This window comes from Collinsella sp. SGI.095 (genome assembly GCF_050314535.1).
Classification (GTDB): Bacteria; Actinomycetota; Coriobacteriia; order Coriobacteriales; family Coriobacteriaceae; genus Collinsella.
The window spans coordinates 12,646-36,106 of sequence record NZ_JBNPNG010000016.1 but is presented as its reverse complement, the minus strand read 5'-3'; the positions used below and the strand labels follow the sequence as shown (position 1 = coordinate 36,106).

Here is a 23,461-nt window from a genome sequence, read left to right as displayed (position 1 = left end):
TGGAAAAAGGAGAAACATGGCTACGTTCTTTCCCGGTGAGTCCCACACGTTTTCGGAGTATCTGCTGGTCCCTGGTTATTCGTCCTCGCAGTGCATCCCCAACAACGTCTCTCTTAAGACGCCGCTAACCCGCTTTAAGCGCGGCGAGAAGCCGGCAATCACCCTGAACATCCCCATGGTTTCCGCCATCATGCAGTCCGTCTCGGGCGTCGACATGGGTGTCGCGCTCGCTACCGAGGGTGGCCTGTCCTTCATTTACGGTTCCCAGACCCCCGAGTCCGAGGCCGCCATGGTCAAGGCCGTCAAGGATCACAAGGCCGGCTTTGTCCAGTCCGATTCCACGCTGACCCCCGATATGACCATGGAGCAGGTCATCGAGCTCAAGGAGAAGACCGGTCACTCCACCATGCCGGTCACCGACGACGGCACTCCCAAGGGCAAACTCCTGGGTATCGTTACCAGCCGTGACTATCGCCCCAGCCGCGATGACCACCAAAAGAAGGTCTCCGAGTTCATGACCCCGCGTGAGCAGCTCATCGTGGGCGACAAGAACATCAGCCTCAAGGTTGCCAATGACGTCATCTGGGACAACAAGCTCAACGCCCTGCCCATCGTCGACGACAACGATCACCTTATGGGCATTGTCTTCCGCAAGGACTACGACAGCCACAAGACCAACCCCAACGAGCTGCTCGACGGCGATAAGCGCTACATGGTCGGCGCCGGCATCAACACCCGCGACTATGCCGAGCGCGTGCCGCTGCTCATCGAGGCCGGCGCCGATGTCCTGTGCATCGACTCTTCCGAGGGCTTCAGCGAGTGGCAGAAGCGCACCATCGAGTGGATCCGCGCCAACTACGGCGAGGATGTTAAGGTTGGTGCCGGCAACGTCGTTGACGCCGAGGGCTTCCGCTTTTTGGCCGACTGCGGTGCCGACTTTATCAAGGTGGGTATCGGCGGCGGTTCCATCTGCATTACCCGCGAGACCAAGGGCATCGGTCGCGGCCAGGCCACCGCGCTGATCGACGTCTGCCGCGCTCGCGACGAGTACTACGAGGAGACCGGCGTCTACGTGCCCGTGTGCTCCGACGGCGGTATCGTCTACGACTACCACATGACGCTCGCCCTTGCCATGGGTGCCGACTTTATGATGCTGGGCCGCTACTTTGCCCGCTTTGACGAGAGCCCGACCGAGCGCGTCAACGTCAACGGTCAGTACATGAAGGAGTACTGGGGCGAGGGTTCTGCGCGTGCCCGCAACTGGCAGCGCTACGACCTGGGTGGCGCCGCGAAGCTCAGCTTTGTCGAGGGCGTCGACTCCTACGTTCCCTACGCCGGCTCCCTTAAGGACGGCGTGGGCGGCACGCTCTACAAGATCAAGTCCACGATGTGCAACTGCGGCGCCCTCTCGATTCCCGAGCTCCAGAAAAAGGCACGTCTGACCCTGGTGAGCTCGACCTCGATCGTCGAAGGCGGCGCCCACGACGTAGTCGTCAAGGATTCTCAGCAAAGCGTCAGCTACCGCTAAGCGGCTTTCCCAAGCACCGCACCTTGCCGTTCAAACCGTCGCTCGCGTACCAAAGTACGCGTCGCTCCTCTTTCACGGCAATCTGCGGCACTTGGAAAACCCGACCATGCTTGAGCGGGTAGCAATTAGCGGTTGATTCACAACCACGTTATTAAGATAAAGCGAGATGCCTGCAAGTCGCAGGTATCTCGCTTGTCGTATTTGCTATCATCAGTCAAGTTAACCTTAGGGTCGGTCGGCTTGGCTTTGTTCGCTACAAGTTCCGCACGCAAAGAAGAGCACTTAATGTGCTCTTCGTCTTGCGCAGGACTGTCCGCAGTAGCGAATAAAGCCAAGCCGACCGACCCCAGCTAAGATTAAAGGAGCTGATATGTGCGATTGCACAGATCATAAGGACGAGATCCCTGCCTACGACGCGCAGGCCATTGAGTCCAAGTGGATGAAGGCCTGGGAGGACTCCAACCTCTTTGCCGTCGACACCGACGACAGCAAGCCCAAGAAGTACGTGCTCGAGATGTTCCCGTATCCTTCGGGCGACCTGCACATGGGCCACGCGCGCAACTATACCATCGGCGATGCCATGGCCCGTCAGGCCCGCATGCGCGGCTTTGACGTGCTACACCCCATTGGCTTTGACGCCTTTGGCCTGCCCGCCGAGAACGCCGCCATCAAGCACAACACGCAGGCTGCCGCCTGGACGTATAAGAACATGGACCAGGCGCTCGCCACGATGAAGCGCATGGGCTTCTCCTACGATCTGGATCGCATGGTCAAGACCTGCAGCCCCGACTACTACCGCTGGGGTCAGTGGATCTTTGAGAAGATGTGGGAAAAGGGCCTGGTCTACCGCAAGAAGAACCCGGTCAACTGGTGCCCCAACTGCAAGACCGTTCTGGCCAACGAGCAGGTTACCGAGGGCAAGTGCTGGCGCTGCGGCACCGAGCCCGAGAAGCGCGACCTTGAGCAGTGGTACTACAAGATTACTGAGTACTCCCAGGAGCTGCTCGACGATCTGGAGAAGCTCCCCGGCTGGCCCGAGCGCGTTAAGCAGATGCAGGCCAACTGGATCGGCCGCTCCGAGGGCGCCGAGGTCGACTTTACCCTGTGTGATGCCAACGGCGATCCCATCGAGGGCGACGAGGGCAAGATCACCGTCTTCACCACGCGTGCCGACACGCTCTTTGGCGTCTCCTTCTTTGTCCTGGCTCCCGAGTACGCTCGTCTGCACGAGCTCGTCGAGGGCACGGAGTACGAGGAGGCCGTGACCAAGATCGTCGAGGACTCCAAGCATATCTCTGCCGTCGAGCGTGCCCAGGGCACCCTCGAGAAGCACGGTGCCTTTACGGGCCGCTACGTGGTTAACCCCGTCAACGGCGAGAAGGTTCCCGTGTGGGTTGCCGACTATGTCGTTGCCGATTACGGCACCGGCGCCGTCATGGCCGTTCCCTGCGGCGACCAGCGCGACTTTGAGTTTGCCCGCAAGTACGACCTCCCGATCGTCCCGATCATCCTGGACGATGACGACCGCGCTGCCGTTGAGGCCAGTGGCGAGACCATCGATACCTTCCATGCCGAGACCGTCGACTGGGATTGCGCCCACGCTGCCGAGGGCACGCTCGTCCAGTCCGGCAAGTACACCGGCATGCGCGGCGGTAAGCACTCCGAGGGCGAGGCTGCCATCGTGGCCGACCTCGAGGCCATGGGCTGCGGTCGTCGTAAGGTCGAGTTCCGCCTGCGCGACTGGCTCATCAGCCGTCAGCGCTATTGGGGCAACCCCATCCCGGCCATCCATTGCGAGCACTGCGGCATTGTGCCCGTGCCCGAGGACCAGCTGCCGGTGACGCTGCCCGAGAACCTGGACCTGGGCGCCGGCGAGACCCTCGCCGAGTGCAAGGACTTCTACGAGACCACTTGCCCGGTCTGCGGCCGCCCGGCCAAGCGCGAGACCGATACCATGGACACCTTCACCTGCTCCAGCTGGTATTACCTGCGCTATACCGACCCGCACAACACCGAGCTGCCCTTCTCCCGCGAGGCGGCAGACCGTTGGATGCCCGTCGATAACTACATCGGCGGCATCGAGCACGCCATTTTGCACCTTCTCTACAGCCGCTTCTTTACCAAGGCGCTGCGCGACCTGGGTCTGCTCAGCGTGGACGAGCCCTTTACCAACCTGCTGTGCCAGGGCATGGTCAAGGACGAGAACGGCGACACCATGTCCAAGTCCAAGGGCAACGTCGTGCCTCCGAGCTCGGTTATCGAGCCCTACGGCGCCGACACCATGCGTCTGGCGATCCTGTTTATCGCCCCGCCCGAGAAGGACTTTGACTGGGATCCCAAGGCCGTCGAGGGTGCCAACCGCTTTATCAAGCGCGCCTGGCGTATCGTGTGGCAGCTTGTCCAGTCGGGTGACGCCAACGTTGCCTTCGACAAGTCCGTGCTCGACGAGACCGCGATGAAGCTCTATCGCGAGCGTCACCGCACCATCGCCAAGTGCACCGAGGACTTCGATCGCGGCCAGTTTAACACCGCGATCTCGGCCGTCATGGAGCTCGTCAACGCAGTGAGCGCCTACCTCAACGCCACCGAGGGCGCATCGCGCGACAAGGCACTGTGCTACGGCGTGGCCAAGGACATCGTGAGCGTCCTTGCCCCCATCTGCCCGTTCTGGGCCGACGAGCTGTGGCACGAGGCGCTCGGCTGCGAGGGCAACGCCTACACCGCCTCCTGGCCCGAGTTTGACCTGGCCGAGTCCATCGAGGACACGGTGCAGATCGTCGTCCAGGTGCTCGGTAAGGTCCGCGGCCGCATCGATGTGGCCCGCGATGCCTCCAACGAGGAGATGCAGGCTGCCGCCGAGGCCGCTGTTGCCAAGTGGCTCGAGGGCAAGACGGTCGTCAAGGCCATCTGCGTGCCCGGCAAGCTGGTCAACCTGGTGGTTAAGTAAACCTCGCGCATATAGTTGATGCACAATAGACGAGGGACGATCCGGCTGGGTCGTCCCTCTTTTTGGATATGGATACTTGCGACTACATCCAATTATCCATTTCTTGTGGAGAACCTGTGCTCACGCTGACCTGCGGGTTTGTGCTATGGTTGCACGTTTTCGCAGGTATTGGTATAGTTTGGTTGCAAATGAAGTTGTAATTGAAAGAAGTGGGGTTTCGGCCCCGCTTCTTTTTTGTATGGATGGAGGTGCCGCAATGGTCAAGACCAAGACCGAGCAGGCGATCATCGACGCGCTCGAGGCCGTCGCCCCCCAGCACGATGTCGATATTGTCGACGTTGAGCTCGTGGGTGCCACCAAGGCCCCCTGCGTGCGTGTGCGTATCGAGGGTGCCGAGGGTCAGAGCCTGTCGCTCAACGACGTCACGGCCAACACCAAGTGGGTCGGCGACGTGATCGAGGAGCTCGACCCCATCTCTTCGAGCTATACGCTCGAGGTGTCGAGCGCGGGTATGGCGCGCCCGCTGCGCCGTCCGCGTGACTTTGCCCGCTTTGTGGGCGAGGACTGCGAGCTTTCCTCCACCGCCACCGAGGGCCGTCGCAAGTACTCCGGCAAGATTGCCGCCGCGACCGAGACCAACGTAACCCTCGAGCTCGAGGACGGCGATTCTGTCACCCTCGATTATTCCGATGTTAAAAAGTGTAAGTTGAAGCCCGTCTATGACTTCAAGCCCGCGAAGGAAGGAAACTAACATGGCAGCATCCGACATGATGTCCGCCCTGATGGAGCTTTGCCAGGAGAAGCACATCGACCAGCTCTACCTGATCGACCGCCTGGAGCAGTCGCTCGCCAAGAGCTATGCCGAGATCCTGCATCTTGAGTGGGGCGCCAAGGTGACCATCGACCGCACCACCGGCAAGATCTATGTCTACCGCCTGGAGCCGATCGACGATTCCATGGACGAGGAGGGCAACTTCACCGAGTTCGAGGAGATCGACGTCACCCCCAAGAACACCAGCCGTATCGCCGCCCAGCACGCCAAGGCCGAGATCAACGCCATCGTGCGCAACTCCGCCCGCGAGCAGATCTACGAGGAGTTCTCCGGCCGTATCGGCGACCTCATCAGCGGTACCGTACTGCAGTCCACACCCGACTTTACGATCGTCAAGATCCGCGAAGGCGTCGAGGCCGAGCTTCCGCACTTTGATCAGCGCCGCTACGAGAACGAGCGCAGCGAGCGCCCCATGGGCGAGCGCTATCTGCACAACCAGCACATCAAGGCCGTGATCATTGACGTTCGCGACCCCAACTCCACGCTTCCGCCGGTTCGCGGCGAGCACAGCCGTCCGCCGATCGTTATCTCGCGTACCCACCCCGAGCTCATGCGTCGTCTGTTTGAGCAGGAGGTGCCCGAGATCTATGAGGGCACCGTCCAGATCAAGTCGATCGCCCGCGAGCCCGGCCAGCGCTCCAAGGTCGCCGTCCACTCGCTCGACGACCGCCTGGATCCCGTGGGCGCCTGCGTCGGCCCCAAGGGCAGCCGTGTGCGCGCCGTCGTGGGTGAGCTGCGCGGTGAGCGCGTCGACGTCATCCTGTGGGATGCCGATCCGGCCGTCTACGTCGCCAACGCCCTGTCGCCCGCCAAGGTCACTCGCGTCCTTATCGACGAGGAGAAGGCCTATGCCGGCGTCATTGTGCCCGACGACCAGCTTTCGCTCGCCATTGGCAAGGAGGGCCAGAACGCCCGCCTGGCCGCACGCCTGACCGGCTGGCACATCGACATTAAGTCCGAGACCCTTGCCGCCGACATCCTCAAGAACGTTCCCGTTCACGAGGAGCCTGCCGCCGACCTGATCGGTGACGAGGAGGATGACGACGCCCGTCGCTGCGAGTACGTGTCCGAGGACGGCATCCAGTGCCGCAACCAGGCCCGTCCCGGTTCCCGTTTCTGCGGTGTCCACGACACCGACGCCTTCGATGATGCGGAGGACCTGATCTAGCGCGCGGTTGCGCTGGACAGGTTCCGGCGCACATCCCACGCTCGTTCAGTCTCTAGGCACCCAAGGTGCCAGAAAGGGTAGGTGAAGTCATATGGCAAAAGTCCGTGTTTCCACCCTGGCCAAAGAGTTCGGCATGACCTCCAAGGAACTGATGGGTCACCTCGCCGAAATGAAGATTCCCGCTAAGTCTGCTTCCTCCGCGCTGGAGGACGCTTATGTTGCCATGGTCCGCAAGCAGCTTGCCTCGGTGATCGAGGCCCGCGCCCAGGAAGTCGAGGCCGCCAAGCAGGCCGAGGAGGAGGCTGCCGCCGCCGAGGAGGCGGCGCGTGCCGCCGAGGCCGAGCGCGAGCGCATCGCCGCCGAGAAGGCACGCGAGGAGGAGCGCCGCCAGTTTGCCGCCGCCCAGGCCGCCGAGGAGGCAGCCCGTGCCGAGGCCGAGGCCAAGAAGAAGGCCGAGCAGGAGCGCCTTGCCCGCGAAAAGGAGGAGGCTGCTCGCGAGGCCCAGCGCCGCGCCGTTCCCGCTTCCGACTCCGGTTCGCGCTTCCGTTCGCTGCTCGATCAGATCGCCGCACAGGAGACCGTGCTCAAGGAGAAGAAGGACGCCGAGGACAAGGCCAAGGCCGAGCGCGGCAACCGTCGCGGCGGCAACAACGATCGTCGTGGCGGCCGTCGCAACGACCGCAACGCCTCCGAGAGCCGCCCGCACAGCCATCGCACCAATGCCAGCAACAATGTCGCTGCCGGCATGGATTTCCCCAACCCCGATAAGCAGGGCAAGGGCAAGAAGCGCAAGGGTGGTCACAACAGCGAAGAGGACCACTACAGCCGCATGGCGCGCGAGGCCGAGGAGTACAGCCGCGAGAAGGTTCTCGAGGAGGCCCGTGCCGCCGTCGAGGAGGCCTCTCGCGAGTCCACCGGTCGCCGCAAGAAGCGCAAGGAGAAGCGCGAGCGCGAGGCCGCTAGGGCTCAGGAGGAGCGCAAGATTGAGGAGGCGCTGGCCCAGGGCGTGAACCCCGAGGAGCTCGACGCCATCAAGGTCTCCCAGGGCGTTACCGTCCAGGAGCTTGCCGAGGCGCTCGACGTTCCGGCCAACGACATCATCAAGCGCCTGTTCCTGCTGGGCACGCCGCTCACCATGACGCAGTCCATGTCCGACGACCTTGTCGAGCTCGTTGCCGACGACTTGGGCCGTCAGATCAGGATCATCACCCCCGAGGAGGAGAACACCTTCTCGTTCTACGATGATCCTGCCGACCTTAAGCCCCGCGCCCCGGTCGTCACCGTCATGGGTCACGTCGACCACGGCAAGACGAGCTTGCTCGACGCCATCCGCCACACCGGCGTCGCTGCCGGCGAGGCTGGCGGCATTACCCAGGCCATCGGCGCTTCGCAGGTCATGATCAACGACCGCAAGATCACCTTCATCGATACCCCGGGCCACGCTACCTTTACGGCCATGCGTGCCCGTGGCGCCAAGGTGACCGACATCGTCATCCTGATCGTCGCCGCCGACGACGGCGTCATGCCCCAGACGGTCGAGTCGATCAACCACGCTAAGGCCGCCGGCGTTCCCATCGTCGTCGCCGTCAACAAGATCGATAAGCCCGGCGCCAACCCCGACCGTGTGCGCCAGGAACTCACCGAGTACGGCGTCATCCCCGAGGAGTGGGGCGGACAGAACATGTTCGTCAACATCTCGGCCAAGCAGAAGATCGGTATCGACGACCTTCTGGAGACCGTGCTGCTCCAGGCCGACGTGCTCGAGCTCAAGGCCAACCCCGATACCTTCGCCTCGGGCAACGTCCTCGAGGCCAAGCTCGACAAGGGCCGCGGCTCGGTCGCTACCGTGCTCGTGACCCGCGGTACCCTGCACGTGGGCGATACGCTGGTCGCCGGCCTTACCTATGGCCGCGTCCGCGCCATGCTCGACCCCAAGGGCCGCGCCGTCACCGAGGCCGGACCCTCCGACGCCGTCGAGATCCTGGGCCTGCAGTCCGTCCCCAACGCCGGTGACGAGTTCCGCGTGTTCGAGGACGAGCGCGAGGCGCGCGCCCTGGCCGATGAGCGCTCGCTCAAGGCCCGTATCGAGGAGCAGAGCCGCGTGAAGCACGTCACGCTCGAGAACCTCTTCGAGACCATCGCCGACGCCGAGGTCAAGGAGCTCAACCTGATCATCAAGGCCGACGTCCAGGGCTCCATCGAGGCCCTTCAGGACTCGCTCGACAAGATGGATCAGTCCGAGGTCCGCATCAACACGATCCACTCCGCGGTCGGTGCCATCAACGAGACCGACGTCGTCCTGGCCGACGCCTCCAACGCCATCATCATTGGCTTTGGCGTGCGTCCCGACGGTAAGGCCCGCTCCGCTGCCGAGCGCGAGGGCGTCGAGATTCGTTGCTACGACGTTATCTACAAGTGCCTCGAGGAGCTCGACGCTGCCCGTATCGGCATGCTCAAGCCCACCGAGGTCGAGGTCTCCACGGGTACCGCGACCGTCCTGGACACCTTTAAGGTGCCCAAAGTCGGTATCGCCGCCGGTGTCCGCGTCGAGGAGGGCGAGATCGCCGCGACCGATTCCGTGCGCCTGGTGCGCGACGGCATCGTTGTCTTTAATGGCAAGATCGCCTCGATGCGCCACTACAAGGACGAGGCCAAGAGCCTCAAGAGCGGTTCCGAGGGCGGCATTGGCCTGGAGAACTTCCAGGACATCAAGCCCGGCGACCAGATCGAGGGTTACCGTATCGACCAGGTTGCCCGTACCGAGTAGGGGGTAGCGCTATGAAGCAAACGCAGGCAACCCGCCGTCTGGGCGAGCAGCTTCGCGAGAAGCTCGGTTATATCCTTCTCTTTGAGGTTTCCGATCCGCGTCTCGACCTGGTCACCCTGACCGCGGTCGAGGTCGCGGTGGACCGTTCGTTCGCGCGCGTGTACGTGTCGTGCGATGCGAGCCGCTACGATGAGGTCATGGAGGCGCTCGCCAGCGCCAAGGGCCGCATTCGCAGCCTGTTGGCTCGCTCGCTCGACTGGCGCGTCACGCCCGAGCTCGATTTTCGCATCGATCGCTCGACCGATGAGGCCGAGCGCATTACGCGTGCGCTGGAGAATGTCCCGGCCACGCTGGCGATCGAAAAGGACGAGGACGGCTATCCCATAGCGGATGCCGCCCAGGAGGCAGCTTTAGATGACTAATTCCGCCGACCTCGTCTCGTGCGAGTCTGCAGATATTAAACGACGCATCCTCGAGCTTATCGAGGGTGCGTCCTCCATTGCGATCTCGGGTCATACCTCTCCCGACGGCGATGCCCTGGGCTCCGTGTTGGGCTTGGGTCTCTCGCTCATGAAGGCGTTCCCCGACAAGGACATCGCGCTGCTGCTCGCAGACGACGATCCCGTTCCGCGTATTTACCGCTTTATGGAAGGCGCCGATCGTCTGGTGCCGGCTTCGAGCTTTACGGGCGATCCCGACCTGTTTATCTCGGTGGATGTGCCGGTTGTCGAGCGTCTGAACAACTCGGCCGACGTGCTCCGCCGCTCCAAACATGTGGTGTGCTTTGACCACCATCCGGCGCGCGAGGAGTTTGCCGAGGTAAGCCTGAGGCGTGTCGATGCTGCGGCGTGCGCCATGATCATCGACCGCTTTTTGGATGATTGCGGCATTGTCGTTCGCGATCGCATCGCCACCTGTCTGCTCTGTGGCCTGGTTACCGATACCGGTCGTTTTCAGTATCAGAATGCCGATGCCGCCGCGTTCCATGCGGCTTCGCGCCTGGTGGCGCACGGTGCCGACCCGGCGCGTGTCGCGCTCGAGGTCTATCAGAGCATGCGCGTCGAGTTCTTGCACCTCAAGTCCATCGTCATGGGCCGCATCAAGACGGTCGCGCACGGGCGCGTGGCGTATAGCTACGCGTACGAAAGCGACCTTAAGGAATGTGGCGTCACCTCGGATGAGTGCGACGGCTTGGTCGATGTGGTGCGCTCGGTGATGGGTGTCGAGGTCTGCCTGTTCCTTAAGGGCATCGAGGGCGATACCAAGGTGCGCGGAAACCTGCGCTCCAAGGGCGACATGGATGTCTCCGAGATTGCGGCCAACTTTGGCGGAGGCGGACATCACGCTGCTGCCGGCTTTACCAATAACGGAACGATTTTCGAGACGCTCACCGCGGCACTTCCCATGCTGGCCGAGCTGGTGGGGGAGGATCCCGCTTCGGTGACCGTCGAGCTCTAACTTTTTGGATGGTACATGGCTCGTCGTACGCCTTCTCAATTGAATATGCTGCTCGCCGTCGATAAACCGGTGGGCTGCACGTCCCACGACGTGGTATCGCGGTGCCGGCGCGCCCTCCATGAGCGGCGCGTCGGTCATGCCGGCACGCTCGACCCCATGGCGTCGGGCGTCATGGTGGTGGGCGTGGGCCAGGCTACGCGTCTGCTGGGCATGCTTACCCTCGATACCAAAAGTTACGTCGCCGATATCTCGTTTGGCGCCGAGACCAATACCGACGATGCGGAAGGCGAGGCCGTCCGTACTGTTGCCATTGCACCTGATCTGCGAGATCCGGCCTATGCCCGTGAGCGCTTGAGCGCCATGCTGGGCCCTCAGATGCAGGTCCCGCCGGCGTTTTCGGCTATTTCGGTCAACGGCGTGCGCGCCTATAAGTCTGCACGTGAGGGCAATGCCGTTGAGTTGCCTGCGCGCCCGGTCGAGGTATATTCTGCCGACCTGATCGCCGTGAGTGGCGAGGGCGATTCCTGCATTTGGACCGTTGCCTTCTCGGTGAGCAAGGGCACCTATATCCGTGCGCTCGCTCGCGACCTGGGTCGCGCCTGCGATAGTGCCGCGCATATTTCCGCGCTGCGCCGTACCGCTTCTGGCATTGTCTCCATCGGTGCCTGCCATGCGGTCGAGGAACTTTCTGCCGAGTCCGCTGCCGGCTTTGCCTTGGACCCCATTGCGGCCCTCGGCGCCACGCGTGTCGACTTGCCGGGCAATCTTGCCGACGATCTGCTGTGCGGACGTCGTATTCCTATTGATCGCGCGCTTGCCGGCTTCGATGTGTCGAAGGCACCGTTTGCGCTGGTGCTCGATGGCGGGCTCAAGGCTTTGGCTCGTATCGAGGATGGTCGCTTTGTGATGGAGCACGTCTTTCCGCAGGCGATCGGCGGTGTTCGATGATGCTGGACCCTCGCGAGCTCGCGCGCACATTTTTTGTGGGTGCGGCGGCGGAGGCCCGCATCGTTTTGGCTGATGCTTTTGGTGACTGCGAGTCTATGGGTGCCGCCTCGATTGCCATCGGCGTGTTCGATGGCGTGCATAGGGGACATCGTGAGCTGATCGACGCGGTCATTCGCGATGCGCGCGTCCGCGGCTGCAAAGCGGTAGTCGTAACGTTTGACCCTGATCCAGATGTTGTGGTGAGCCCTGCGCCCGCTCAAAAATTGATGACGACTGCCGACCGTCTGCATGCCCTGGCTAAGACTGGGGTCGATGCCGTGGTGGCTGTTCCCTTTACGCCTGCGGTAGCGTCGCTCGACCACGTGGGCTTTCTTGAGCTGTTGGCGCATGTTGTCGACATTCGCTCCATTCGCGTTGGCAGCGATTTTAGGCTGGGCCGCGGCGGTGCCTCGGGCGTTGCCGAGATGCAGGCATGGGGCGCTGAGCGCGGTGTTGACGTGTATGGGCACAATTTGCTGTGCGAGGCCGGCGAGACTATCTGCGCCACCCGCATTCGACGTGAGCTGAGCTTGGGCCACGTTGAGCTGGCGGCCGATCTACTCGGCCGTCCCTATATGGTGCGCGGCGGCGTGATTCGCGGTCGCCACGAGGGCTCCGATATGGGATTTCCGACGGCAAACCTGCTGGTGCCAAACGGAATCCAGCTGCCTGCCGATGGCGTCTACGAGGGCCTTGTGCTGGTCGACGATACCGTGTGGCCTGCTGCCGTCAACGTGGGCCTGCCGCCGACATATGCCGACGATGCCGCCTCGGCGCATCTCGAGGCCAACTTGATCGGGTATGCGGGCGACCTGTATGGACGTTCGGTTTCGTTGGCGTTTACGCGTTGGCTGCGTCCTTCGCGCGTGTTCGATTCGCTGGACGAGCTTATTGAGACCGTCGAAGGTAATATTGACGATATCCGTCATAACTTGGGTGAGCAGGGGGTGAGCATCCGTGATTAGCGATGAGGAGAAAGACCAGGTGCGCGCTGCGTCCGACCTGGTTGCCATTGTGCAGGAAACGGTTGAGCTCAAACCCCGCGGCCATGAGTTTTGGGGTTGCTGCCCCTTCCATGGCGAAAAGACCCCATCGTTTCACATTATCCCCGCTACGCAGGTGTGGCACTGCTTTGGCTGTGGCGAGGGCGGCGACGTCTTCACCTACATCATGAAGCGCGAGAACCTGAGCTTTCCCGAGTCGATTCGCTACCTGGCCGATCGTGCCGGCATTGAGCTGCACGATACCGGCGCGCAGCGCGATCGCGGCACCAAGCGCGCCCGCATCTATGACCTGTGCGCCGAGACGGCCCAGTTCTATCACACCATGCTCATGCGCGGTAAGGACAGCCGTCCGCGCGAGTACTTTGCCAGCCGCGGTATGGGTGGCGACGTCTGCCGTCGCTACTGCCTGGGCTTTGCGCCGGGTCGCAATATGTTGGTGGCCCATCTGTCGCAGAAGGGCTTTACCCCGCAGGAGATGATCGACGCCAACGTGGCCGTGAGCCGCGGGCGCGGACAGCTCGCCGATCGTTTTTACGACCGCGTGATGTTTCCCATCTTTGACGAACAGGGTCATAACATCGCCTTTGGCGGTCGTATTATGGGCGACGGCCAACCCAAGTACCTCAACACCGCCGAGACGAGCGTGTTTCATAAAAAGAGAAACCTCTACGGCTTTAACTGGGCCAAGGAGTTTATCGTCGCGCAGGATACTGCCATCGTGGTGGAGGGATATACCGACTGCATCGCCTGCTGGGAGGCGGGGATCAAAAACGTCGTCGCCACGCTGGGCACGGCGCTGACGGAACATCACGTAAAGACGCTCACCCGTTTTGCCAAGCGCATCGTGTATATGTTCGATGGTGACGCCGCCGGTCAAAAGGCCGCGCGCCGCGCGATTCAGTTTATCGAGCAGGACTCGATGGACCTGCGCTGCGTGGTGCTTCCCGACGGCAACGACCCTATGGAGTTCGTCTCCGCGCATGGTGGCGAGGCACTGCAGGCGCGTATCGACGCCGCCGAGCCCCTCATGGACTTTGTGTACCGCTCACTGCAGGAGTCGAGCGACATTACCACGCCGGGCGGTCGCGCCAAGGCGCTCGAGGATGCGCTGACGCTCATCTATCCGCTGCGCGATAGCTACATGATCGATACGTACTTTATCCAGATCGCCGACCTTCTGGGCCTGGATTTGGAGACGGTACGCTCGAGCTCGGGCCGTGTGTTTCGCGATGTCGCCAAGCGCGAGGACGCCGAGCGTCGTCGCGAGCAGAACTACGAGCGCCAGCGGGCACAGGCCGAGCGCGCAGGCAGCGCGGGCGGTCGGGTGTCCGGTCCGCAGGGGGCATCTCGCGGCGCCTGGGCGTCGGGGACGACGCCGCCGGTATCCGCACCGGTCGAGGAGGAACCGTACGACTATGTGCCGCTCGAGGCCTACGGGGCCGCGCCGGTCGAGGTCGTCGACGATATGCCGCCGATCGATGTGCCTGCTGGCATGGACGCGGCGCCCGCGGGGTCTGCTTCGACCGCTTCCGTTCCGCCGACGCCGATTGTGCTGACCGATCTGGAGCGGAAGTCTCTGGCGGGGGAGCGCGAGCTGTTGACGATGCTCACCAGCTACCCCGACCTATTCCGCACGTACGCCGATCGCATCTGCTCGATCGAGTGGGTGGACCCCCGTCACGAGTCCATCGCGTGGGCCGTGCTCGCGACGCCGCCGGGCACCGATCCCGCGGCGTGCATGGACGCCGCGCGCGCGGTGTGCCCCGATGCGGCTTCGCTTGTCAGCGCCGGGCGCATCTCGGCGACGAGCAAGCACCCCACCGAGACGAACATCGTCTTTATGCTCGATACGCTTGAGCTTTACACCATCAAGCGCCGTATGCGGGCTGCTCAGGCCAAGCTGCGCCAGGACCGGTCGCTCGACGATGACGCGCGCCGTGCATTGACCATGCAGGCCGCGCAGGATTCTTTGCGCCAGCGCGAGCTCCAGAAGTCGATTGGCGGCGTGGCCGATCCGTTCCGGTTGATTGGTTTGGAGGCCGCGGGTCCCGATCAGGCCTAGATGTTGTGGTCAATCAGCATGTTATCTGCTATATCCAGTCTGAATTTTGGGTATAGACGTGTAAGTGTGTGCTAAAGTAATGTGTCCTGTGGACTACGAAGGGAGAATCTGTGCCAAATAAGACTGAGAGCACGGGTACTGGGCTGGAATCCTACGTTGCTAAGCTCATGGGCAACGGCTCAAACAGGACTTCGGTAACCGAGGACGAGATCCAGGTCGTCCTGAAGGATATCGATGTTTCTGACGAGCAGCTCAACGCGGTCTATTCCGCGCTGCGCAACAGCGGCATCCAGATTATCTCCGCGAGCGGAAACGACGACGCCCCCATGGACGTCGACGATGACGATAACGATACCGACGATTTCGATGACGACGAGGAGCACGATTCCGGCTCGCTCGACGATCATGAGCTTAAGATGGCCCGTCAGGCCGATGCCGAGATGGGTTCTTGCAAGAGCAAAAAGAAACGCACCGTCCGCACGTCCCGTTCTCGTTCTCGCGTGCGTGGCATCGATGCCTCCACGGTGATGCTGACCGGTGACCCGGTTCGTATGTACCTTAAGGAGATCGGCAAAGTCGACCTGCTGACTGCCTCCGAAGAGGTCGATCTGGCCATGAAGATCGAGGCCGGTCTCGAGGCCACCGAGAAGCTCGAGGCCGCCGAGGCGGGCGAGATCGAGCTCACTCGCGCCGAGATGCGTCGTCTGACTCGTATCGAGAACGTGGGCCTCGAGGCCAAGCAGGCGCTCATCAGCGCCAACCTCCGTCTGGTCGTCTCCATCGCCAAGCGCTACGTCGGTCGCGGCATGCTGTTCCTGGATCTGATCCAGGAGGGCAACCTCGGTCTGATCCGCGCCGTCGAGAAGTTCGACTACCAGAAGGGTTTCAAGTTTTCCACGTACGCCACGTGGTGGATCCGTCAGGCCATCACGCGCGCTATCGCCGACCAGGCCCGTACCATCCGTATTCCCGTACACATGGTCGAGACCATCAACAAGCTTGTCCGCGTGCAGCGCCAGCTCCTCCAGGATCTGGGTCGCGACCCGACCCCCGAGGAGATCGGTGCCGAGATGGACATGAGTGCCGACCGCGTCCGCGAGATTCAGAAGATCTCGCAGGAGCCCGTGTCGCTCGAGACTCCTATCGGCGAGGAAGAGGATTCCCAGCTGGGCGACTTTATCGAGGACTCCCAGGCCATCGTTCCGCCCGATGCCGCCAGCTTCTCCATGCTGCAGGAGCAGCTCACCCAGGTGCTCGACTCGCTTGCCGATCGTGAGCGCAAGGTTATTGAGCTGCGCTTTGGACTTGTCGACGGACATCCCCGCACGCTCGAGGAAGTCGGCCGCGAGTTTGGTGTCACGCGCGAGCGCATCCGCCAGATCGAGTCCAAGACCCTGGCCAAGCTCCGCCACCCCAGCCGCTCCAGCAAGCTCAAAGACTATATCGAAAGCTAGTCATGCAAGAAGCGCCCTCAAGCACATCCGCTTGAGGGCGCTTTCATGTAACAAGGGCCGGCAGTTGGGGCACGGGTAGTCTTTTTGGAACGGGGCTTTTTTAGCTGCCCTATCTCAATGCGCGGCTCAAGCTTTAAAGGCCCCAGATTGGGTAGCTAAAAAAGCCCCGTCCCAAAAAGACTACCCTGGGCGTCTGGTTGATTAGTCGTTGGGGACGTTCTTGAATGACTAGTCGTTTAAGAACGTCCCCAATGACTGGGTCGGAAAATTTCTTAAAAAAGTTCTTGCCCTGAGCTGATTCGTCCGTATAATAAACTTCGTTGCTTGAGAGCATGCACCTATTCCTCGGTAGCTCAATGGTAGAGCACGCGGCTGTTAACCGCGCTGTTGTAGGTTCGAGTCCTACCCGGGGAGCCAGAATTTCTCAGCCCAATCTGCTGGGCTTTAAATTCCTCGGTAGCTCAATGGTAGAGCACGCGGCTGTTAACCGCGCTGTTGTAGGTTCGAGTCCTACCCGGGGAGCCAGATTGTAAAACCCGTCGCTTTTGCGGCGGGTTTTTTCATGCCGCGATTGCTTAACGCAAACGTTGCCATATCAACATTTCGTGTCGAGGATGTAATCCCGCGACCCACCACCTCAACATGGCGCGGTCGTTGTAGAATATTGCAATGATTGCTCCCACGACATGGTGCCGCGAGCACCAGATAAGGAGATTCTTGTGTCTGAGACCATTAACGGCAGCCTGAGCGTCTCGAACGACGTTATTGCCGATATTGCCGGTTATGCCGCGATGACGTGCTATGGCGTCGTCGGTATGGCCGAGCAGCTCCAGGGCGCCGAGAGCGTGCGCCTGCTTGCCGGTCAGCGCCTCCGCAAGGGCGTGCTTGTCTCCGCCGACGAGAACGGCCTTACGGTCGACCTTCACGTCGTGCTCGAGAACGGCGTCAACATGAAGTCCGTCTGCCACAATCTTTCGAGCTCCGTTGCTTTCACCCTGCAGGAGATCGCCCAGATCGATCCCGCCAGCCTTAAGATCGGCATTCACATCGACGCGCTCAAGAGCCGTCTGAACTAGCATCCGAAAACGGAGATTCAAATACTCATGATTGTAAAGACCATTCGCACCTGTTTTCCGATCGCTGCGGCTGCCGTTTCCGACAAGGCCGAGGAGATCAATAAACTCAACGTCTTTCCCGTGCCCGACGGCGACACCGGCACCAACATGTCGCTCACGCTCGCCTCGGTGACCAAGGAGCTTTCCGCCCTTCCCGCCGATGCCGATCTGGAGGCCATCGCCGGCGCCATCACCCACGGCTCCCTCATGGGCGCCCGCGGCAACTCCGGCGTTATCACCTCGCAGATCCTGCGCGGCGTGGCCGAGGGTCTCGTCTCTGCCGATGAGCCCATCACGTCTGCCGACATCGCGCATGCTTTCCGTCGCGCCGTCAAGGTCGCCTTCCAGGCCGTCCGCAAGCCCATCGAGGGCACGATTCTTACGGTCCTGCGCGACGTCTCGACCAAGGCCGACGAGTGCGAGAAGAAGAAGTTCTCGGCCGAGGACGCGCTCGACGCCATCGTCGTCGAGGCCTACCAGTCTGTGGCTCGCACGCCCGACCTGCTGCCCGTTCTGAAGGAGAACGGCGTGGTCGACTCCGGCGCCTTTGGCTTTGCCATCTTCCTGGAAAACTTCGTTGCCGCTGCTCTGGGCCGCAGCACCGTTGTCGAGGATTTCTCCACCACGTTTGATTCCGCTGGCTCTGCCCGCGATGCGGCCCTCGGTCGCGTCGAGATCGAGGCCAACGACGACTGGGAGGGCTCGGAGTTCCGCTACTGCAACGAGTTCCTCTTTAAGGCCGACGCCCCGTTTGACGAGGACGAGTGCCTTAAGTTCCTGGGTTCCATGGGCGACTGCGAGCTGCTCGTGGGCGCCTACCCCGACTACAAGATCCACGTGCACTCCAACACCCCCAACCTGGTGCTCGAGCACATGCTGCAGCTTGGCCAGATCTACGAGGTCTTTATCCACAACATGGAGATGGAGGCCCACGACCGTACCGCTAAGATCCACGAGGACCAGCAAAAGGCCGCCGAGCCCGCCAAGGCCCTGGGTTTTGTCGCCGTTGCCGCCGGTTCCGGTGAGGCCGACATCCTCAAGTCCCTCGGCGTCGACGTGGTCGTTTCGGGTGGCCAGACCATGAACCCCTCGACCGCCGACCTGCTGGGCGCGGTGGACCAGGTCAACGCGACTTCGGTCATCATCCTGCCCAATAACGGCAACATCCGTATGGCTGCCGAGGCTGCCGCTTCTGCCTGCACCGACAAAAAGGTCGCCGTGGTTCCCACCAAGACCGTTCCGCAGGCGTTCTCCGCTCTGTTCGCGGTGCTGCCCGATTCCGAGCTCGAGGACGCCGTTGCCGCCATGGTCGATGCCATCAGCGAGGTTCGCGATGGCGAGGTCACCCGTGCCGTGCGCGATTCCAGCGCCTCTGACGGCTCGCCGATTCACTCCGGTGACGTCATGGGTATCATTGCCGGCTCCATCGACGTGGTCGGCTCCGATGTGAAGCAGGTCACGCTCGACTGTATCAACCGCATGCAGGAGGAAGAGGAGGGCGACGCGCTGACGATTCTGGCCGGCGAGGAGCTGTCCGATGAGGCCTTCCAGGAGATCGTCGACGCCATCGAGGAGGCTCAGCCCGACCTGGAGATTGACGCCCATCGTGGCGAGCAGCCGCTCTATCCCGTGATCTTCTCGATCGAGTAGGCATCTGCCCATGTCCGAGCTGTGCTCCGTGCCGCGCGTCTCGGAGCGCTTTGCCCAGAGCAATGCGCTCGACGAGGATATCGCGCGACTCAAATATGTTTCGGGTAAACGTGAGGAGGCCCTTCGCCGTCTGGGAATTAGGACGGTGGGGGACCTCCTTCTCCATATCCCTCATCGGTATCTGGACTTTACACGCTCCTGGTCCATCGAGATGGCGCCTATCGGTACGGTGTGCACGATCGTCGCCACGGTCGATCGTATCGTTCAAAAGCAGCCCCGCCCGCGTATGCAGGTTACCGAGGTCTCGCTTGTGGACGAGACGGGCGTGCTGCAAGTCGCTTTTTTCCGCCAGCCCTGGATTGCCCAGCAGCTCAAGCAGGGCGACCGCCTGGCCGTGATGGGTAAGGTCGAATTTGCCTACGGATTTAAGCAGATGGCCTCGCCGCATTTCGAAAAGCTCGAGGACGGGCGTGCCGCGGGCACCATCCTGCCGGTTCACTATGTGAGCGACGGTGTGAGCCAGGCTTGGATGCGCCGTATCGTGAGCGGCGCGCTCGAGATTGTTGGCAATCCTTTCGACCCGATTCCCGCGCCCCTGCGCGCCAAGCGCCGCCTTATGAGCAGCGCCCGTGCGCTGCGCTCGATTCACTTTCCCTCGAGTATGGCCGAGCGCGATATCGCGCGCGCGCGGCTTGCCTATGAGGAATGCCTCTATCTTCAGCTGGCGCTTCGTCTGCGCAACGACGGCGGTATGGTCGAGGTGGTTCCCTACACCCATACCGCGGGTGGTCATTTGACGGCGCTTAGGCGGGCCCTGCCGTTTTCGCTGAGCGACGAGCAGGAGGCCGCGTTCCAAGACATCCTGCATGACATGTGCGATGGCGACCACGTGATGAACCGCTTGCTGCTGGGCGATGTCGGTACCGGCAAGACCGCCGTCGCCGCCTGCGCGCTGGCAGTCGCGGCCGATTCGGGTACCCAGTCCTGCGTCATGGCACCCACGGGCGTGCTGGCGCGTCAATATGCCGATAAGACCGGTCCTTTGCTCTCGCAGGCCGGTATGTCCTGGGCGCTCCTGACGGGTGCTACCCCGGCCGCCGAGCGTGAGCGCATCCATGCACAGCTGCAGTCTGGTGAGCTCGATGTGCTCTTTGGTACCCATGCGGTCCTTTCGGATAACGTAACGTTTAAACATCTTTCACTCGTCGTTATCGACGAGCAGCACCGGTTTGGCGTGGGGCAGCGCAATGCCCTGCGTGCCAAAGGCCCAGGTGCGGACTTGCTCGTTATGACGGCCACGCCTATTCCGCGCACACTGGCGCTCTCGGTCTATGGCGACCTGGACACGTCCATCATTCGTCATCGCCCCGTTCCCGGGGCCGGCGTCTCGACGCGCGTGCTCACCGAGTCGAGCCGCGACTTGGCTTACGGTGCCATTCGCGAGGCGCATGCCCAAGGACAGCAGGCTTACGTTATCTGCCCGCTTGTGGAGCCGAGTGACTCCGCGGACGATTTAGAAGACGTTCCCGGCATTGCTCGCGACGATGAAGGTCGCGTGACGGTGTCCGTGCCGTTACACGACACCGCGACCGAGCTCGACCGCCTGCGTCTGGCATTGCCGGGGCTTTCCGTCGAGCGTCTTCACGGCCGCATGCCGGCGGGGGAGAAGGACCGCGTGATCGACGCCTTTAAGCGCGGCGAGATCGACGTGCTCGTCTCGACTACGGTGGTCGAGGTGGGCGTCGACGTACCTAACGCCACCGTCATGGTTATCGAGAACGGCGAGCGCTTTGGCTTGGCGGCCCTGCATCAGCTTAGAGGCCGCGTGGGCCGCGGCAGCGTGTCGGGCACGTGCCTGGTCATGACGCATTCCAAGGGCAATGGCGGTGTGTCTGCTGCGCAAGACCGCCTGCGGGCGCTCGAAAAGACCTCTGACGGTTTTGCACTTGCGCAGATGGACCTGCGTTTGCGCCACGAGGGCGAAATCTTGGGTTATCGCCAACATGGCGGTGTGACCCTGCGTTTTGTGGACCTGGACGCCGACGAGGATCTTATCGAATGGGCCCATTTGGACGCGGTCGAGCTCTTGCGGTATGCTTGCAACCTTGACTCCGTGGCGACGCGTCCCTTGCGCGATGCGGTCGCCACGCGTTATCGACATATCTTCAAGGAGGTCAGCGGAGGATGAGAATCATCGGCGGTGAATGGCGCGGCCGCAAGATCGAAGAGCCGCGTGGGCGCGATGTCACCCGTCCCACGACCGACCGCGTGCGCGAGGCATGTGCGTCCATGGTCATGTCGGCATTCGATTTCGATTTGGACGAGGTCCGCGTGCTGGATGCCTTTGGCGGCTCCGGTGCCCTGGGAATCGAGATGCTCTCGCGCGGCGCTCGCTCGCTCATCACGTTCGAGATCGATCGCAATGCCGCCCGACTGATCACTAAGAATATCGAGTCGCTGTGTCGTGACCGCTCGCGTTGGCGCGTCGTTACCGGCGATGTGTTGGCGAGCGCCTCGCGCGGCCGTGTTCCGGGCGGCCCCTTTGATCTGGTCCTGCTCGATCCACCCTATGCCTTTGGCGCCGAGCCGGTCGAGGAGCTGCTGCGCAATCTTGCCCAGCAGGGCCTGCTGGCACCAGGGGCCTTTGCCCTGTTTGAGCATGCCGCAAGCGATGCGGGCGCTCATCCGGCTGGTTTTGAGACCGTGCGAGAGAAACGCTACGGCATTACCTCGGTTGACTTGCTGCGCTGGGTGGCCGCGGACGAGTGCGACCATGCTAATGACAGCGATAATGACGAGGACGTGCCTTTGGAGGATACCCATGAATGACACTATCAACCGCGTGATCGTTCCGGGTACGTTTGACCCCATCACGTTTGGTCACATCGATGTAATCCGCCGCGCCCGCCGCATTTTTCCCAGCGTGATTGTCGCCGTGGCGGAGTCGCAGGGCAAAAACGGCGTGGGCACCACCTTTATGCTCGATGAGCGCGTGGCGTTGGCCCGCGAGGCCCTGGGCGATATTGACGGTGTCGAGGTACTGCCCTTTACCGGCCTGTTGGTCGATTTTGCCCGTGAGCAGGGTGCGGGTGCTGTGGTCAAGGGCCTGCGCGCCATGACCGACTTTGAGTACGAGCTGCAGCAGGCGGACCTCAACTATCGCCTGGACAACGAGCTCGAGTCCATTTTTGTCATGAGTGCGCCGCAGTACGGCTATATCTCGAGCTCGGTGGTTCGTCAGATCGCATCGCTCGGAAGCGATGTGTCGACGTTTGTGCCGCCCAATGTGGTCGAAGCGCTTAAACATCGCTTTTCGTGACGTTTCATATTGCCTGATGGCATGTGGTAAACTAACACGATGACATGTTACCTATGAAAGGAGACCGGATGCCGGGCGAGAATTTTCCTGGCGACAGGATCGTGAGCCTTGTCGAGGAGCTCGAGGGGCTCATCGAAGAGGCTAAGACGCCGTTCGGCAAGAATGCCCAGATGAAGGTTATCGATGCCGACGTCTTCTTTAACATCCTTGACGAGATTCGTATGAGCTACCCCGAGGAGTGGCAGAAGTCCCGTCGCATCCTCAAGGAGCGCGACGAGCTTATGGCTTCCGCCGCCGCTCAGGCCGATTCCATCATTGCCGATGCTCAGCAGCAGGCACTCACCATTGCCGGTGAGCAGGAGATCGTCCGTTTGGCGCAGCAGCAGGCCGACGATATCCGTGATCGTGCCCAGCAGTACGAGCGCGAGACGCGCTATGCGGCCGAGGATTATGCCGAACAGGTCTTTACGCACCTCGAGGAGAACCTCAAGAGCCTGACCGGCACCGTTACCCGTTGCCGTCAGCAGCTCAACGAGGGTGCCGCCCAGCAGAACGGTCAGTGGTAATGGCTGAGTTCCCGAGCGTTACCGTCGATCTTTCCGAGCAGCTCGAGTTTCCCGGAGACTCGTATCCGCTGACCGGCAAGGTCGATGTCGCCACCTACACGGTGGGCGAGAAGGAGTACCAGCTGCAGGACGGCATTGCTTACGACGTGGTTTTTACCAATGCGGGCACCGGTGTTCTGCTCTCCGGCATGGTTCGAGCGCACGCCACCGGCGAATGCGACCGCTGCCTTGAGCTCGCCTCGTTTGATATCGCCGGCGAGATCGAGGAGTTCTACCTCTTTGAGGAGCCCGAGGATCCCGAGGCCTACGAGGACGGTTACGAGCTTTTGGGCGAGGACCGCATTGTCGATCTGGGGGAGCCCATTAACGACGCCGTTGTCATGGACACGCCGTTTGTGGTGCTCTGCAAGCCCGATTGCCGCGGCCTGTGCCCCACCTGCGGCATCAATCTCAACGTCGAGCAATGCGATTGCGCCGCCCAGGCCGAGGCCGAATGGGCCGCTGCCACGGAAAATCCATTTGCAGCATTGAAGAATCTCAATCTTGATGAGTAAAAATGTGGTAGTATCGCTACTTGCGCGTAATCGCCACACTGGATAGTTCA

18 protein-coding genes and 2 tRNA genes are annotated in these 23,461 nt (G+C 62.0%); all 20 read left to right on the top strand.

Annotation, left to right across the window (positions count from 1 at the left end; genetic code table 11):
- The first annotated feature begins 16 nt into the window (after positions 1 to 16).
- A complete protein-coding gene (locus ACQRCA_RS06760) occupies positions 17 to 1,528 on the top strand; it encodes an IMP dehydrogenase (RefSeq protein ID WP_154515410.1) in 1,512 nt (503 codons plus the stop codon).
- Positions 1,529 to 1,898: 370 nt separating this feature from the next.
- Positions 1,899 to 4,475 (top strand): leucine--tRNA ligase, encoded by a 2,577-nt coding sequence (gene leuS, locus ACQRCA_RS06755; RefSeq protein ID WP_427719636.1) that lies wholly within the window; start codon positions 1,899 to 1,901, stop codon positions 4,473 to 4,475.
- Positions 4,476 to 4,731: 256 nt separating this feature from the next.
- On the top strand, positions 4,732 to 5,226 hold the full coding sequence (gene rimP / locus ACQRCA_RS06750) for a ribosome maturation factor RimP (protein WP_427719635.1): 495 nt from the start codon (positions 4,732 to 4,734) through the stop codon (positions 5,224 to 5,226).
- Position 5,227: 1 nt separating this feature from the next.
- Positions 5,228 to 6,475 (top strand): transcription termination factor NusA, encoded by a 1,248-nt coding sequence (gene nusA / locus ACQRCA_RS06745; protein ID WP_427719634.1) that lies wholly within the window; start codon positions 5,228 to 5,230, stop codon positions 6,473 to 6,475.
- A gap of 91 nt (positions 6,476 to 6,566) precedes the next feature.
- A complete protein-coding gene (gene infB, locus ACQRCA_RS06740; protein WP_427719633.1) occupies positions 6,567 to 9,242 on the top strand; it encodes a translation initiation factor IF-2 in 2,676 nt (891 codons plus the stop codon).
- Positions 9,243 to 9,253: 11 nt separating this feature from the next.
- Positions 9,254 to 9,664, top strand: a complete 411-nt coding sequence (gene rbfA / locus ACQRCA_RS06735; RefSeq protein WP_006234038.1) for a 30S ribosome-binding factor RbfA — start codon at positions 9,254 to 9,256, stop codon at positions 9,662 to 9,664.
- Positions 9,657 to 10,700 carry a DHH family phosphoesterase gene (locus ACQRCA_RS06730; protein ID WP_427719632.1) on the top strand — a complete coding sequence of 348 codons (1,044 nt, stop codon included), beginning with the start codon at positions 9,657 to 9,659 and terminating at the stop codon, positions 10,698 to 10,700. The genes rbfA and ACQRCA_RS06730 overlap by 8 nt, the downstream gene beginning before the upstream one ends.
- 15 nt (positions 10,701 to 10,715) lie before the next feature.
- On the top strand, positions 10,716 to 11,648 hold the full coding sequence (truB, locus tag ACQRCA_RS06725; RefSeq protein WP_427719631.1) for a tRNA pseudouridine(55) synthase TruB: 933 nt from the start codon (positions 10,716 to 10,718) through the stop codon (positions 11,646 to 11,648).
- Positions 11,645 to 12,652, top strand: a complete 1,008-nt coding sequence (gene ribF, locus ACQRCA_RS06720; protein ID WP_427719630.1) for a riboflavin biosynthesis protein RibF — start codon at positions 11,645 to 11,647, stop codon at positions 12,650 to 12,652. Before truB ends, ribF begins: the two co-directional genes overlap by 4 nt.
- Complete coding sequence (dnaG, locus tag ACQRCA_RS06715) at positions 12,645 to 14,753, top strand: DNA primase (RefSeq protein WP_427719629.1); 2,109 nt, start codon at positions 12,645 to 12,647, stop codon at positions 14,751 to 14,753. The genes ribF and dnaG overlap by 8 nt, the downstream gene beginning before the upstream one ends.
- 110 nt (positions 14,754 to 14,863) lie before the next feature.
- Positions 14,864 to 16,207, top strand: coding sequence for an RNA polymerase sigma factor RpoD (gene rpoD, locus ACQRCA_RS06710; RefSeq protein ID WP_370450567.1), 1,344 nt, complete (start codon positions 14,864 to 14,866; stop codon positions 16,205 to 16,207).
- 342 nt (positions 16,208 to 16,549) lie between these two features.
- Positions 16,550 to 16,624, top strand: a tRNA-Asn gene (locus tag ACQRCA_RS06705).
- A 33-nt stretch (positions 16,625 to 16,657) separates the two neighbouring features.
- Positions 16,658 to 16,732: transfer RNA gene (locus ACQRCA_RS06700), tRNA-Asn, on the top strand.
- Positions 16,733 to 16,893: 161 nt separating this feature from the next.
- On the top strand, positions 16,894 to 17,283 hold the full coding sequence (locus ACQRCA_RS06695; protein ID WP_187361832.1) for an Asp23/Gls24 family envelope stress response protein: 390 nt from the start codon (positions 16,894 to 16,896) through the stop codon (positions 17,281 to 17,283).
- A 27-nt stretch (positions 17,284 to 17,310) separates the two neighbouring features.
- Positions 17,311 to 18,972 (top strand): DAK2 domain-containing protein, encoded by a 1,662-nt coding sequence (locus ACQRCA_RS06690; protein ID WP_427719628.1) that lies wholly within the window; start codon positions 17,311 to 17,313, stop codon positions 18,970 to 18,972.
- Positions 18,973 to 18,982: 10 nt separating this feature from the next.
- Positions 18,983 to 21,160: an ATP-dependent DNA helicase RecG gene (recG, locus tag ACQRCA_RS06685; protein WP_427719627.1), complete on the top strand. Its 2,178-nt coding sequence runs from the start codon at positions 18,983 to 18,985 to the stop codon at positions 21,158 to 21,160.
- Positions 21,157 to 21,801 (top strand): 16S rRNA (guanine(966)-N(2))-methyltransferase RsmD, encoded by a 645-nt coding sequence (rsmD, locus tag ACQRCA_RS06680; RefSeq protein WP_427719626.1) that lies wholly within the window; start codon positions 21,157 to 21,159, stop codon positions 21,799 to 21,801. Before recG ends, rsmD begins: the two co-directional genes overlap by 4 nt.
- On the top strand, positions 21,794 to 22,291 hold the full coding sequence (gene coaD, locus ACQRCA_RS06675) for a pantetheine-phosphate adenylyltransferase (protein WP_154515440.1): 498 nt from the start codon (positions 21,794 to 21,796) through the stop codon (positions 22,289 to 22,291). Before rsmD ends, coaD begins: the two co-directional genes overlap by 8 nt.
- Before the next feature lie 68 nt (positions 22,292 to 22,359).
- Entirely contained in the window at positions 22,360 to 22,857 is a 498-nt protein-coding gene (locus ACQRCA_RS06670) for an ATPase (RefSeq protein WP_154515443.1), read from the top strand.
- On the top strand, positions 22,857 to 23,411 hold the full coding sequence (locus tag ACQRCA_RS06665; RefSeq protein ID WP_154515446.1) for a YceD family protein: 555 nt from the start codon (positions 22,857 to 22,859) through the stop codon (positions 23,409 to 23,411). Before ACQRCA_RS06670 ends, ACQRCA_RS06665 begins: the two co-directional genes overlap by 1 nt.
- Positions 23,412 to 23,461 lie beyond the last annotated feature (50 nt).

Excerpts from the sequence above, each read along its gene's own strand:
- ACQRCA_RS06760 (WP_154515410.1), top strand. The coding sequence starts at position 17 with ATGGCTACGTTCTTTCCCGGTGAGTCCCACACGTTTTCGGAGTATCTG.
- leuS (WP_427719636.1), top strand. The coding sequence starts at position 1,899 with ATGTGCGATTGCACAGATCATAAGGACGAGATCCCTGCCTACGACGCG.
- rimP (WP_427719635.1), top strand. The coding sequence starts at position 4,732 with ATGGTCAAGACCAAGACCGAGCAGGCGATCATCGACGCGCTCGAGGCC.
- nusA (WP_427719634.1), top strand. The coding sequence starts at position 5,228 with ATGGCAGCATCCGACATGATGTCCGCCCTGATGGAGCTTTGCCAGGAG.
- infB (WP_427719633.1), top strand. The coding sequence starts at position 6,567 with ATGGCAAAAGTCCGTGTTTCCACCCTGGCCAAAGAGTTCGGCATGACC.
- rbfA (WP_006234038.1), top strand. The coding sequence starts at position 9,254 with ATGAAGCAAACGCAGGCAACCCGCCGTCTGGGCGAGCAGCTTCGCGAG.
- ACQRCA_RS06730 (WP_427719632.1), top strand. The coding sequence starts at position 9,657 with ATGACTAATTCCGCCGACCTCGTCTCGTGCGAGTCTGCAGATATTAAA.
- truB (WP_427719631.1), top strand. The coding sequence starts at position 10,716 with ATGGCTCGTCGTACGCCTTCTCAATTGAATATGCTGCTCGCCGTCGAT.
- ribF (WP_427719630.1), top strand. The coding sequence starts at position 11,645 with ATGATGCTGGACCCTCGCGAGCTCGCGCGCACATTTTTTGTGGGTGCG.
- ACQRCA_RS06695 (WP_187361832.1), top strand. The coding sequence starts at position 16,894 with ATGGTGCCGCGAGCACCAGATAAGGAGATTCTTGTGTCTGAGACCATT.
- ACQRCA_RS06690 (WP_427719628.1), top strand. The coding sequence starts at position 17,311 with ATGATTGTAAAGACCATTCGCACCTGTTTTCCGATCGCTGCGGCTGCC.
- recG (WP_427719627.1), top strand. The coding sequence starts at position 18,983 with ATGTCCGAGCTGTGCTCCGTGCCGCGCGTCTCGGAGCGCTTTGCCCAG.
- rsmD (WP_427719626.1), top strand. The coding sequence starts at position 21,157 with ATGAGAATCATCGGCGGTGAATGGCGCGGCCGCAAGATCGAAGAGCCG.
- coaD (WP_154515440.1), top strand. The coding sequence starts at position 21,794 with ATGAATGACACTATCAACCGCGTGATCGTTCCGGGTACGTTTGACCCC.
- ACQRCA_RS06670 (WP_154515443.1), top strand. The coding sequence starts at position 22,360 with ATGCCGGGCGAGAATTTTCCTGGCGACAGGATCGTGAGCCTTGTCGAG.
- ACQRCA_RS06665 (WP_154515446.1), top strand. The coding sequence starts at position 22,857 with ATGGCTGAGTTCCCGAGCGTTACCGTCGATCTTTCCGAGCAGCTCGAG.